This window comes from Bacillus sp. 105MF, assembly GCF_000374885.1.
GTDB classification, from domain to species: Bacteria; Bacillota; Bacilli; order Bacillales; family Bacillaceae_G; genus Bacillus_A; species Bacillus_A pseudomycoides.
In genome coordinates this window covers 93,580-106,074 of record NZ_KB895570.1, presented here as the reverse complement: position 1 = coordinate 106,074, position 12,495 = coordinate 93,580, and the positions used below count along the sequence as shown (strand labels likewise).

The following is a 12,495-nucleotide window of genomic DNA, read 5'->3' as shown; positions in this document are numbered from 1 at the left end:
AGGTAAAACGGTAGGAGGAAAAAGATGAGTTTGATGGTAAAAAGTTAGCTAGGGATATAGTTGGTGAGATAAGTGGTGAATATGATGTTCGTCGTGCTTGGGAAGGTGTTGATCCATCTACTGAAGAAAAATTGTCTACTTGGGACAGATTTTTAGCTGGTGGAATGGCAGTGGCTGGTCTTACACCTTTTGGAAAGATTGCAAAGGTTGGTAAAGGTGCGAAAATGACCGCTAAGGCAGTTGAGGGTGTTAAGAATGCCGAGAGAGCGGCTGAAGAGGAAATGGTCACTTATAGACGTGTTCAAGGTGGAACCCCTCCAAATGCAAGTAGAATTAGAATAACTATAGATGAAAATGGTAATGTAAAAATACCTAATAAGAAAGCTAATTTAAATGTAAGTACACGTAATGATGAGCATGCAAAATATTTCTTAAATAAAAGAGAAAGTAATGCAAAGATAGTTGAATTTGATATACCTAAATGGTTAGATGATTTTATAGATGAAACTGCAATAAAACAAAAAAAAGATAAATCAAATCCACGAAATCAAGGAAGAACTGCACCGAAAATAGTTGACCCAACAACGCCAGGAATTTCTTATGAATTGCCAGCACCTTGGATTGAATGGATAGAAGAATATGCCAAGAATGGCAGGATTATAAAGCGATAATAAAAGGAGGATATTATGGTATTAGAACCACTTTATGCAGAAAATATTATAGTAGCAGTCATCTATAATAATGAATTTAAATGGTATGTAACAGATAAAGAATTATGGTTTTTAGATTATAATAAGTTAGATAATGCATATGAAAATTTAGACATAAGCATTGAAGATAATGACGAAGATGAAGAAAGAAATGGAATAAAAGTATTAGATACTGAAAATGTAGAAGTGTTTTTACCAAGGATTAATAAATATATAACAACTAAAGAGGAGTTAAGTTATTTATTACTTGAAAATATTAAAAATAAAATTGAAGGAGAAGATTTATTAGATTTCAGTCCGGTTTTACTAATTAACTTTGATGATAAAATACTATATTCAATGTTTCCAGAGCCAGCATCATATGAAGAATATGTACCAAAAGATTGGAATGGTAAATATGAAGATTTTACTAAGTTAATACCTAAATCGAAGAAATACTGGATAGATGAGTTTAATAATAATCTATTTTTACTATAATTTAAAAAGGATAAAGATGGTGATAGAATGAGTAATGAAAATGTAGTAACTATATTAAATGAGGAATTCGAAAATGATAAAACCGGTGAAAAAGTGTAAGGATTAACAATTATAGTTGATGGGAAATTAAAGCAAGTCATGGATATAATAATAGACAAGAATGATAATTATAGTAATTATACTGAAGTAGTCAGAGATACACTGTTTGAGAGGATAAATAATATCATTAATAAAATCAATAAATAATAAAAGCTAACTACAAAACATTAAATAAATTCAATGTATAAACAAAAGTATAAATCAAATATATATCACAATAATAATGAAGGCTAACGCTGATATAAAAGGCGTTAACCTTTTTTCATGTTCAAAAAACGAAAGGAGTAAAAAATACAACGAATATATCAGCGACTTCAAGCCCCGAAGTTTTAAATTTTGCACGGATTTCCCAGACACCTAGCGAACCAAAATTCCGAAAACCTCCCCCACCCCCTAATAAAAAGAGCTGACTCATAAGAGCCAACCTTATTAATTATCTAAGCCAATTTACATAAGTAAGATCAGGTCGTCCTTGGAAAATACCTGAAATAGACAGGGAACAAAAATAAAGGAGATAAATTATGGCAATTCATATTACAATGAATAAAGAATTTGAAGATGAGGAAATAGTTGTATATCAATATTATCCATCAGAATCACCAGAAAAAGTTGGGAAAATGTATTTTCATAAAAAAGAGGAAATGTTTTATGAAATAGATCCAGTTCCGGTAAAATCAACTGCAACAAGTGAACATTACTTTTATTGTGCATGTAGCAGAATAATGCAATGTATCAAGAGTGGTGGAGAATTCTTGGAAAAAATGGAATATGGAGTATAATGAAATGAAAAATGTATAAGCCGAATCCTTTAATAAGGATCGGCTTTTCATATTACTTTACATATACATAAGCTTCATTTGCTGTTACATAGTATGTCTTACCTTTCCTGTTGTGAACTTTGTATTGTGGTAATCCATTGACAGTTACTTTTGCGTCAATGGTAAATCCTAATCCTACATCAACTGTGCCAGCTACATCTTTATCCTGCCAAGAAGGAGAATCATAGAAACGTAGGTTGTCCACTTTAGAAACAACGCGTTTGCCTACAATAGATGAATCGACAGTGCTCTTCTTATCGAAGGATATAATAGATTTAATCCCGATTATCCAATAGCTCAAGGATGGCAGCGTCTTGAAAGCGGTAATTTCTTAAAAGAAGACATGGATTTAATTCGTCATGAGGTATTTGAGGCAAGATTTGAAGGAATATTTAAAACAACATATAGAGAAGCACATGATGCTACTGTGAGATCCGGTCGACCATGGGATATACCAAAAATAGATAAAGAATAAATTAGGAGGCTTATATATATGGCTGTATGTTTATTAATGACTAAAGAATTTGAAAATGAAGAAATTGTCGTTTATCAATACTACCCTTCTGAATTACCCGATAAGGTAGGGAAAATGTATTATAATAAAAAAGAAAGAATGTTTTATGATTTAGAGCAAGCTTCAGTAGACTCAGAAACAATGAGAAAATATTATTTTGATTGTGCATGTACTAGAATTGTGCGTTGTCTTAAAAAAAACGAAGACTTTCCTGATAGCATGGCATATGAAGCATAATGAAATGAACAAATATATAAGCCGGCTCCTTTAATAGGGACCGGCTTTTCATATTACTTCACATATACATAGGCTTTATTTGCAGTTACATAGTATGTTGTTCCTTTACTGTTGTGTACTTTGTATTGTGGTGAACCGTTCACTGTTACTTTCTCATTCTTTCTTTACTTTTCCAAACACCTTTTTGAAATGAAAATAATTCCAAACCATGATTTCTTTTGAAATTTATCTTTAAAATACCATCTTGGTAATTGAAATATCCTTTGGACAACTTCTGCATTAATAGCTCGCTTTATTAGAAGGAATTTTCTGAAATTTAAAAAATAATCATACATCGCTTGACCTAACTATATAGTTGAAAAGAAATGTGCATCAACAAAGATAAAATAATAGGGAGGAATTTTCTATTGAAAAGTAAAATTGGTGTTTTTTTACTTGTGTTATCTTTGGTTTTTGGTTGCATCCTTTATAACCCCTCTGTATCGAATGCAGACTCCTTATCCAAGGAATATGTTCCGAACCAAATTATTGTAAAATTTAAAGACAATACGTCTCTTAGTAAAACTCAAGAATTTCATAAATCAGTAGGAGCTGACGTTGTATCAAAAGATGATGTCTTGAAGTTTGAAGTTATTAAATTTACTAAAGGTACTGTCAAAGATAAAATAAAAATTTATGAGAATAATCCTGATGTAGAATATGCAGAGCCAAACTATTATTTTCATGCATTTTGGACTCCTAATGATCCCTATTTTAGTAATCAATATGGGCTACTAAAAATTCAAGCACCTCAGGCATGGGATGCACAGAGAAGTGCTCCCGCTGTCAAAATCGCTATTGTCGATACCGGTGTACAAGGTAATCATCCAGATTTATCCTCTAAAGTTATATACGGCCACGATTATGTAGATAATGATAGTCAATCAGATGATGGAAATGGTCATGGTACACACTGTGCGGGTATTGCAGGTGCTCTTACAAACAATAATATTGGAATTGCAGGAGTTGCTCCACAATCCTCTATATATGCAGTCCGAGTACTTGATAGTCAAGGAAGTGGGACTCTTGATGCTGTAGCAAAAGGTATCAGAGAATCTGCCGATGCTGGAGCAAAAGTCATTAGCTTAAGTTTAGGAGCTTCTAATGGAGGAACTGCATTACAACAAGCCATTCAATACGCTTGGAATAAAGGCGCTGTGATAGTTGCAGCTGCAGGAAATGATGGAAATACAAGGCCAAATTATCCTGCTTATTACAATGAAGTAATTGCAGTTGCATCTACAGATCAAAATGACCAAAAATCTTATTTCTCAAATTATGGAAGTTGGGTGGATGTAGCAGCTCCTGGTTCCAGTATCTACTCTACGTATAAAGGCAACACGTACCGATCATTAAGTGGTACATCTATGGCAACCCCACAGGTGGCAGGAGTTGCAGGATTATTAGCAAATCAAGGCTACACTAACCTACAAATTCGCCAAATTATTGAAGCCACATCTGATAAAATCTCCGGAACAGGAACTTATTGGAAGAATGGTAGAGTGAATGCAAATAAAGCTGTACAGTATGGAACTATGTTAAATGAGAATAAAGCTTCATAAATAAAAAACCGACTCATATGAAGTGCACCCCAATTGTTAGACACAATTAACAATTGGGGTGCGTTTCACATAGGAATCGGCTGTTTTATTTTACTTGTACATAATACGGACTAGCTGTAATGTAATATACATTATCTCTGTCGTTTTGCACTTTATACTGTGGTGAACCATTTACAGACACTTTATCAATAAACTTGAATCCTAACCCTGTATCTACAGTACCAGCAACGTCTTTATCCTGCCAAGATGAAGAATCATAGAAACGTAGGTTGTCCACTTTAGAAACAACACGTTTACCTACAATAGATGAATCCACTGTGCTTTTCTTATCGAACTTCACATAAGAAGGATCGTATTTAATCCATTGCTCACCACCAAGATTTAACCATCCATCTTTTTGAGCCCACACAACATATGATTCTGGTTTGTTTAACTGACGAATCTTAGAATAGCTTGTACCAGGTCCTTTACGTAAGTTAATGTTGTATCCTTCAATATAAGCGATACCATCTGTTACAGCCGTTGGAATTTCAGCAGGTTTAGATGGCTTCTCAGGCACAGAAACTTCCACACTAGAGTTATTGTATGCACGCTTCACATCTGCACGGAATTGAGCTTCAGAAACGCCATGACTACGTAAATAATCAAGTGGGTCTTCGTGATCTGTACCGCCAAGGTATTTTGTTACATCATAGTGAGTCCATAATCCTTTTTCTACAGTTAATCCGCGGTCACGTAAAATTTTAGCCAGTAACTTCACATATTTATCATATGAACGTTTGAATTTATCATAATCTGCCGTCTCGCATAACTCTACGTGTACAAAACGTTTATTCGCACCAGGTCCACCGCCATAAGCAATGTACTTTGTATCCGCAATTTGAATTGTTTCGTTCCAATCGACTGCATAGTGTACGAATGCATTTCTCCATGTACCAGTTTCATACTTTTGAATATTAATAGCTGGCGCTTCAGGTGTTGCTGTACTATGCGCCACAACGCCCTCGTAAGCTCCAACACCATAACGGTATGGTTGCTTTGGTAAATCAGGAATAATAAGTGTTCTATCAGCAAAAGCCCCTGTAGTGAAACTTAACAGGAGCAATAGAGTCATAAATACAGAGGAAGCTAGTTTAATTGATTTTTTCATTAAGCATCTTCTCCTTTATCTTCGTGATCTGTCCAAATACCTAGAGCGATTCCCAATACATAAACAGCTTTTTCCACCTTATCCAAGTTACCTTCGAATCCGGTCATTCCAAAGACTGATAAAATTAATCCAAAGCATGAAAAAAGCGCAACCCATATTTTCCAGTTGCGCAAATGTTTTAAAATATTTTCTTTTGTAAGTGGCAAGTCTTATACACCTCCTTTCAATAACAATCCAATTAGTGCAGTTACAATCGCACCAATTATGATGCGGAGAATCCATGTGGTATTAGCACTGCTTTTATCAAGTTGCTTATTTATATTAACGATGTCTTTTTCGTTCCCTAAAGTACGAGACTCTAAGTTTCGAATGTCATTCTTTATATCTTTTTGATCTGATTTAATTTGTTGGATCTCTTGCTTTAACTCAATAATTTCTTGCATCGTTTTCACTCCTTCCAAAATAAAAAAGACCAGCTTATTGCTGCTCTCTCACTTAATTAGCTAATAATTGTTGTACAAGTGCCTCGAGTTTGGATATTCTTTCCTCTTGAGCTATGTTTTGTTCTTTCAAAGAGTTTATTTCTTTTTGTTGTTCGTTCTGTCTTAACATAATCTGCTGAGTAGCTGCAATGTTTACAGTAATCAATGAGTAAGGTACTACAGATCTCTTGTCTCTGCCTTGGAATTGCTCTGGAGTTTCCTCTGCAACGAAACCATATTGTAGGAAATCACTAGAATGTTCTCTCAAGTATTCAATCCCGTACTCTTCTACATCCTTATTCAAGAAATATTGACTAGGTTTCAACAACATTAAAGCGTCTACTTCATCGCTTTGGATTTCTTGGATGTCTGCTTTTATCTCTCTAGTTGAGCGCTGAGTCCAAGTAACACCAGATACATCATAAGCCGCCCATAGATTATTACAGTTTACGTTTGCATACATCGTATATATCCCCTGAGCTGGATCATATCTCTCAAGAAAATAGAACCCTTCTTTGTTTCTTGTTCCTATGTGAACCTTGATATGCATATTGTGGTACGTTGTAGCAACTGCTTCATATCCATCCGTGTCATCTAATCTTAATATGAAGTCATTTGTTATCTGCGTACGTTCTTTTCTAAATGTGAACGTGCCACTTATAGATAGGAAATCATAATTTCCTCCTCTCATGCGAACATCACCTAAATTACTTGCATTGAGATAAATATCATCCTTCGCAACCACATCTATACTCCCAGTGGAATTAAGAGTCATTTTAGTGCCACCATATCTTGTAAATGAGATATGTGAACTCTTAAGAATATTCCCCTTAGCGTCCTTCCCAGAAGCAAGACCTATACTAGCTACAGAATCTGTGAAGTTTGTAGCACTAGGTGACGTATGATCTATTACTAACGAGTCATTGACGCTACCACCTGCTCCAGAGTAATCATTTCCGAGTACAAGAGCCTCTGTAAAGGAGCCATCTGTGGTAGGTACGAATCCTAGGTACCCACGTGACCTTCCAGTCCCATATAGAGTAAGGTTCTGCTTCTCTAGTCTCATATGGTTATTAGAGCTAGACGGGTCCTCTGTCATAATTACTACGCCTTTAAGGGAACCAGAGCGGATATGTTTAGCTTCTACGTAACCATCTAAGTAAATCTTTTTAGCTTGAATTACTGCGGCTTCACTTGAAAGATTGATAGCTCCTATTACTCTGTTAGCGTCAACTTTAAGAGAGATATTCTGTGAGTTCAATTTAATCTCTGTCTCGTGTCTCTCTACAATAGCTTTACTACCAAATGTCCCGTTAGCCTCTTGTTTAGAGTATACATCCGTAGATTTTGCTCTCAAGTTTATCTCCTGTGTAGTTTGTTGAAACTGTGTATCGTAAGAGGTGTTACGAGTATTGTATTCCGTCTTAGTAACACGATCAGCAACCTCTTTAACCATAGCGTCATAGTTTACGATGTCTTTAGGGTTCTCTAAGTAAGTAGGGAGCTTTTCTCCTACGTTACATTGAGGTTCTGATACCCAGACAGTCCCTGCTCTTCTAATCCATATCTCTATACGAGCATGTGTGATAGGAGCGTCTGGTGCTGTATGCTCCATAGTAAATCTAACCCATTGATTATCAATTAATGAGTCTTGGAACTCAACTTGCTTGTAAGTTCCTACAGAAGTTGTCCCATTAAAGAACTCTATTTTGTATGCAGCTCCTAAGGAAATATTATATTTATCTGTAGTGTAGAGCATAGCAGAGAATTGGAACTTTCCTTGATTCTGATAAGCAGGTACATCTTGATAGATACCATGCCAGATATTTGTATCAGTGTGAGTTGTTTCAATCTTAACAGATCTGCTGTTCCCATACCTGCGAGTTTCATCTACTGTGATTTTTCTATCTGTACTGTCTTTGTCAGCGTTCCACCTCTCTAGAGAAGGAGTTGATAAGGAGATATTCCCGAAGCTATCTAGTGTATGCTTTACAAACTGAGTATTCATTAGGAGATTATCCGCTCCAAGTTCACCAATATACTCCTGCATTTGCTTCTCAGATACTTTTGTACCTAGTTCACCTTTGATGTTTGTAATCTCTGTAGTAATCCCTACAGTATCTGGTACAAGAGGTTCCCAGTCAGTGCCATTCTAAAGTTTTAATATCTTAGCAATCGGATCGCTAGAGTCTAACCATAAAGTTTTACCTGCTTCTAAGTCTTCTGCAGGAGCAGTAGGGCTTTCAATAATAGCCGTCTGCATTTTATCTATGTTATCTTGCACCTGTGTAGCAAGGTCCTTTGCAGTTTGTGATTCCTGGTGAGCCTCATCTGCTTTCTTTCCTGCCTCAGTGATAGCATCAGTCTGACTGTTTACTTTCTCCTGTAATTGATTAAACATCTCACTAGGTACCTTGTCTTGTAAACTAGCTAATATACGTTGATAAGCACGCTGTAAGGCGTCATCTCGATTTAATAGCTCTCTATAGTTACCAAAGTAAAACTTGTCCTGCCTAGGATCTTTATAAGACTCATCTGCAGCAATAGCTCTAGCCTCTAAGAAGATAGGAGGACTAATTGTTTTGTCTTTAATGTATACAGTGTCTCCTTCATTGATTGTCTCATGAGTCAGACCTGTTAATTTAGCCAGTGAGACGGCGTCAACTTCATAGACTACATTAGTATCTATTCGCTTCTTAAGAGCCGTCTTGGTCAAAGCGAGCAGGCGCTCTGGAGTCATATTCTGATTATCAGTCTCTGGAGTATAGAATCCAAAGCGATGCTTCCCATTTATGCTCCATCGTTGAAAGGCTTCCTCATCTACTACGTAGGGGATACCTCCGTTAGCATCTGCTACAGTGATAACTTTTTCCTCTCCATCTGCTCCCTTTACAGTTACATAGCCTATAAGTGTAGTGATAACTCCCTCTGAGTTCTCTTTACGAACAATTCCCTGCAGGTCTTTTCCTACATTTATCTCCTTAGCAGTGAATCTGCCTCGCTTTTCTACCAGGTCCGCATATTTCTTAACAATAAATGCTCCCTGGACAATAACTCTGTATTGAAGTTCATAGCCTCCAAAAGCAGAAGTAATCATGTTATTAAACTGTAGAGGTGAAATAAACTCCGTAATAGTCATACTATGAGTCCCTGTAGCTTCAACGTCACCTACAGTCCAATCTGATCCGTTTAAGGACATAGCTAAATATTGTCTAGCATTCATTGAAGGAATCTTTTGAGGAGCTATATAAGATTCCCCTGCAAGCAAGGTCCATTCCCCACTAGCACAAACTGTAACTGTCTTAGATACAGCGTCTTTTTCCGTCTCAGTGATTACATAAGGAGTCATTACACCAGGACGGGTTTCTTTTACGATGATATTTTGTTGCTGCAAGAGAGGCTCATAAGGAGAGCTCTCGAGTATTTTGAAGTCTAACATATCTACGGAGTTTTTAATTTCCCAGTGTCTTTTGTCCTCTACATATTCATGAGCGCGTATAACTCCTATTACTAGCTTTGTTTTAAAGTCAACTATGTGTAAATCTCCGCTTTGCTTTCTCATTATCTGTATCTCTCCATATATGTTATTTTTGCGGTACCTATAGCCTTAGGACGTACAATAACCTCATTTGCTCCTCTCTTTATGACAGGAAAGTCACTGAATAGGTCTTTAATACTTATAGCGTTCTTCCCGTTTATCGTTACAAGAGCCCTCTCTGTATCAATTACAATACTGTCTCCCTGGTCCACAATATAAGGAGTAGCATCTACAGGTACACTGAACTTCTTGTACACTTTCAAGTCTTCTATAAAGGTTGCGTCTAGTGGGTTGTAATCTCCGTATTTAAATACTCCTACGGCTACTTTCGTTACCACTGCAGCAGTAGCAGGATTAGAATTATTTGTATCTCTCCAGGTTTCAATGATAGTTTCGTAGTCCTGGTATGTCTCTTTCTTGTATAAAGCAGAATAAGCCGTCCAGACATTCCCCTCTCTGGTTAACATCACATGACCTCTAAAGTCTGTGAATGACTCATTTGTCCTACCAGTATCATCTATCAGTGTCCGCTCATCTGGTCCGTCATTTATGGTAGTGTATGCTTTTGTGATTGCGTGGGAGTAGTATTCATCTTTCATCCCTAATTGAGCTACAATCTCATCATTATCGTTTAATAAGAAGAGCATAATAGTTCCCATTCTGTCATAGCTTAGGAAGCAACTCGTTCACGTCTTAATAATCGACTACTTTGAACATGAGCACTCTCTTTGGTGTATCCTGCCTTTATAGCAGCTTGCGTACCATTGAAGTATTTTACGTAATATAAACAAAAGAGCCGTTCCTTTTCGGTCAGCTCTTCATCCTCTAAAATCTCTTTTAATTTTTCTTTCGTTTTGGGATTTTTAACATTAGTAACGCTCCTTTTTGCAATAGTAACGTTACCATTAAATTGCTCATCCCATTTATCTTGTGATTTCCACTTTCTGATTTGCGAAGGCTTGAGGTTTAACTCAGCAGCAATATCAATTAATGGCCTCTCACCTTTACTTGCTTTATATATTTCAAATGCTTTATCTCTGTCCGGGCTACGTTGTCGTGCCACGACCACCACCTCACGATAGACTCTATTAGTTTTTTTATATTTAAGCTTTTAGGAATTCATCAATTGTTTTATCTAACACACTAATTAGCGCCTCTCTCGTTTGCTTCGGTGTCATATCATCACTTATTTCATTATGCATAGCTACAGCCTTTTCTAATTTCTGAGGATCAATGTGTTCTAAATCCATACCAATAACATTATTTGTTAACTGATCGATAATAACTGTTTGTTCTTGTTTACTTAGTTTCATTTCTCTAACTCCTCCTCGCGGTAATTCCTTATTATATTTTTAATCACTTTTGTAAATCTCTTTATCTATATGTATAATTGTATTAAAAGTCACAACTTTTAGAATTGAGGTGAACATCATGAAAAGTTTTGGTATGTTAGTACTCTCTACTGTCTTTTCAGCGCTCCTAGTATATTATAATGTCGATTCCTTTTATAATAAATTTACATCAGGTAATACATATTACTGGGTAAACGGTGTCCTAGCTGTGGGATTCCTTATATCCTTAATTATCAACATAAAAGATATCATTAAGAAAAACTACACAACTTCTGAATCGAATTAAGGAGCCTATTATGGTTCCTTTTTCTATGCAAAATAAAATAAGACGCTAAACCGATCACGGCAGCGCCTACGATAATTGCTATTGGTTTAATTATTAACAAGTATATCTGGACCCTTCTTCAACATATACGCGAAACCTGAAATAAATACGATACTAAATATAATAATGGAAGACCACATATTAAAATGAAATTCTTTACCTACAACTAAATAATAGATGTTATGGACCAAGAAATTAGCACCTATGATAATTCCGCCTAACATTGAACTAATTACAAGGCTGATTAAATAAAATTTGAACTTCTGAAACATTTCCCCTCTACTCCTTTTCTAAAATCAACTTTATTTAGGTGGTTTTAGAAAATTATACCATTTGTTTTCCGGATATTCTTAAACCTATAATTTAATTAAGGTTATTTTAAGGAAGGATTGTCTATTCAAATGTCCATTTTATTCAATAAAAAAGAGCACCCGTTTCCGCGAGCACCCTTTAAAGGATTATGAGAATCTCATTAACAAAAGTCAAGATTACTAAAGTTAATGAGGTATAAGCAGTATATGCTTGTCCTATTCAAATCGTGCATAAAAAGAGAGCATCCACATCATCAGTAGATGCCCAAATGTGTAGGAGGGTTCAATGAGTATTGAATAGGACCTGAGAGAGGTTGTCCTACACTACAATATATGCTTGTCCATCTCAAAAGGTGCAATAAAAAAAAGCACCCTCGTCCAGGCGCTAATAATACACAGTGAGGTAACTAACACGTTAGAAAAGACCTTTCTGTATCATTATATGATGTTCAATCCTAACTATACCTAATACTTTAAAGATGCTTATTATGTAACTTCTATATAACAAAGAAACAAGAACCCGTTATGGATGCTATCAATTATTATCATTATAGTTACGTTCCAATATAATGTTTAATTCTCTTTCTGCTTCCTCATTTTTTGGATGTCGATAATACTCTAATTTATATTTCTTTACATCATAATTAAAGAGGCCAATCTTAATACTTTTAGTTTCTTTCAAAACAGCCATTAAACTAGCTACATCCTCATTCTTCGCATCAAGAATCATTTCTCCAGATTCATTCCTAAAAAATACCCTCATACGATCCTCCCCTTTCCCTTTATCTATTCGACAGAAAAGAAGAATATCCTACAAAACAAAAAGCCATCACCGAAAGGTGACAGCTCCTAAAGGGGAAGAGAGATAACAAATGGCAAAA

Annotated in this window: 14 protein-coding genes and 4 pseudogenes; 6 read left to right on the top strand and 12 right to left on the bottom strand. The window is 35.7% G+C overall.

Annotated elements, in window-relative coordinates; all coding sequences use genetic code 11:
* Positions 1 to 17 precede the first annotated feature (17 nt).
* The 3 genes and pseudogenes from C564_RS34110 to C564_RS0110300 all read left to right on the top strand — a co-directional run.
* Positions 18 to 671, top strand: a pseudogene (locus C564_RS34110) (pre-toxin TG domain-containing protein); the annotation flags it as partial.
* A 15-nt stretch (positions 672 to 686) separates the two neighbouring features.
* On the top strand, positions 687 to 1,187 hold the full coding sequence (locus C564_RS0110310; protein WP_018765280.1) for a hypothetical protein: 501 nt from the start codon (positions 687 to 689) through the stop codon (positions 1,185 to 1,187).
* Positions 1,188 to 1,807: 620 nt separating this feature from the next.
* On the top strand, positions 1,808 to 2,065 hold the full coding sequence (locus C564_RS0110300; RefSeq protein ID WP_018765278.1) for a hypothetical protein: 258 nt from the start codon (positions 1,808 to 1,810) through the stop codon (positions 2,063 to 2,065).
* Positions 2,066 to 2,117: 52 nt separating this feature from the next.
* Here C564_RS0110300 and C564_RS0110295 read toward each other — a convergent pair.
* A pseudogene (locus C564_RS0110295) lies at positions 2,118 to 2,369 on the bottom strand (N-acetylmuramoyl-L-alanine amidase); the annotation flags it as partial.
* A 228-nt stretch (positions 2,370 to 2,597) separates the two neighbouring features.
* Here C564_RS0110295 and C564_RS0110285 point away from each other — a divergent pair.
* The gene (locus C564_RS0110285; RefSeq protein WP_018765275.1) at positions 2,598 to 2,855 is read left to right on the top strand and encodes a hypothetical protein; all 258 of its coding nucleotides are present in this window, start codon (positions 2,598 to 2,600) and stop codon (positions 2,853 to 2,855) included.
* Between the two features lie 53 nt (positions 2,856 to 2,908).
* Here the strand turns inward: C564_RS0110285 and C564_RS36730 are convergent.
* Positions 2,909 to 3,007, bottom strand: a pseudogene (locus C564_RS36730) (N-acetylmuramoyl-L-alanine amidase); the annotation flags it as partial.
* A gap of 255 nt (positions 3,008 to 3,262) precedes the next feature.
* Between C564_RS36730 and C564_RS0110280 the strand changes: the two are divergent.
* Positions 3,263 to 4,456, top strand: coding sequence for a S8 family peptidase (locus C564_RS0110280; protein ID WP_018765274.1), 1,194 nt, complete (start codon positions 3,263 to 3,265; stop codon positions 4,454 to 4,456).
* A gap of 85 nt (positions 4,457 to 4,541) precedes the next feature.
* Here C564_RS0110280 and C564_RS0110275 read toward each other — a convergent pair whose 3' ends face one another.
* The 8 genes and pseudogenes from C564_RS0110275 to C564_RS0110250 form a co-directional block, all read right to left on the bottom strand.
* Positions 4,542 to 5,606 carry an N-acetylmuramoyl-L-alanine amidase gene (locus tag C564_RS0110275; RefSeq protein ID WP_018765273.1) on the bottom strand — a complete coding sequence of 355 codons (1,065 nt, stop codon included), beginning with the start codon at positions 5,604 to 5,606 and terminating at the stop codon, positions 4,542 to 4,544.
* The gene (locus C564_RS0110270) at positions 5,606 to 5,812 is read right to left on the bottom strand and encodes a hypothetical protein (RefSeq protein WP_018765272.1); all 207 of its coding nucleotides are present in this window, start codon (positions 5,810 to 5,812) and stop codon (positions 5,606 to 5,608) included. The genes C564_RS0110275 and C564_RS0110270 overlap by 1 nt, the downstream gene beginning before the upstream one ends.
* Positions 5,813 to 5,815: 3 nt before the next feature.
* Entirely contained in the window at positions 5,816 to 6,049 is a 234-nt protein-coding gene (locus C564_RS0110265) for a hemolysin XhlA family protein (RefSeq protein ID WP_018765271.1), read from the bottom strand.
* Positions 6,050 to 6,101: 52 nt separating this feature from the next.
* On the bottom strand, positions 6,102 to 7,847 hold the full coding sequence (locus C564_RS37365) for a hypothetical protein (protein ID WP_231382315.1): 1,746 nt from the start codon (positions 7,845 to 7,847) through the stop codon (positions 6,102 to 6,104).
* Between the two features lie 393 nt (positions 7,848 to 8,240).
* The gene (locus tag C564_RS37360; protein WP_018765269.1) at positions 8,241 to 9,650 is read right to left on the bottom strand and encodes a phage tail spike protein; all 1,410 of its coding nucleotides are present in this window, start codon (positions 9,648 to 9,650) and stop codon (positions 8,241 to 8,243) included.
* Positions 9,650 to 10,273 (bottom strand): phage distal tail protein, encoded by a 624-nt coding sequence (locus C564_RS31915; RefSeq protein WP_018765268.1) that lies wholly within the window; start codon positions 10,271 to 10,273, stop codon positions 9,650 to 9,652. The genes C564_RS37360 and C564_RS31915 overlap by 1 nt, the downstream gene beginning before the upstream one ends.
* A 26-nt stretch (positions 10,274 to 10,299) precedes the next feature.
* Positions 10,300 to 10,689: pseudogene (locus C564_RS33400) on the bottom strand (phage terminase small subunit-related protein); the annotation flags it as partial.
* A gap of 40 nt (positions 10,690 to 10,729) precedes the next feature.
* A complete protein-coding gene (locus C564_RS0110250) occupies positions 10,730 to 10,939 on the bottom strand; it encodes a hypothetical protein (RefSeq protein ID WP_018765266.1) in 210 nt (69 codons plus the stop codon).
* A 118-nt stretch (positions 10,940 to 11,057) separates the two neighbouring features.
* On the opposite strand from C564_RS0110250, the gene C564_RS34620 reads away from it, so the two are divergent.
* The gene (locus tag C564_RS34620; RefSeq protein ID WP_081621464.1) at positions 11,058 to 11,264 is read left to right on the top strand and encodes a hypothetical protein; all 207 of its coding nucleotides are present in this window, start codon (positions 11,058 to 11,060) and stop codon (positions 11,262 to 11,264) included.
* Positions 11,265 to 11,350: 86 nt separating this feature from the next.
* Here C564_RS34620 and C564_RS0110245 read toward each other — a convergent pair whose 3' ends face one another.
* Entirely contained in the window at positions 11,351 to 11,575 is a 225-nt protein-coding gene (locus tag C564_RS0110245) for a hypothetical protein (RefSeq protein WP_018765265.1), read from the bottom strand.
* A 574-nt stretch (positions 11,576 to 12,149) separates the two neighbouring features.
* On the bottom strand, positions 12,150 to 12,377 hold the full coding sequence (locus tag C564_RS0110240) for a hypothetical protein (RefSeq protein ID WP_018765264.1): 228 nt from the start codon (positions 12,375 to 12,377) through the stop codon (positions 12,150 to 12,152).
* Between the last annotated feature and the right edge of the window lie 118 nt (positions 12,378 to 12,495).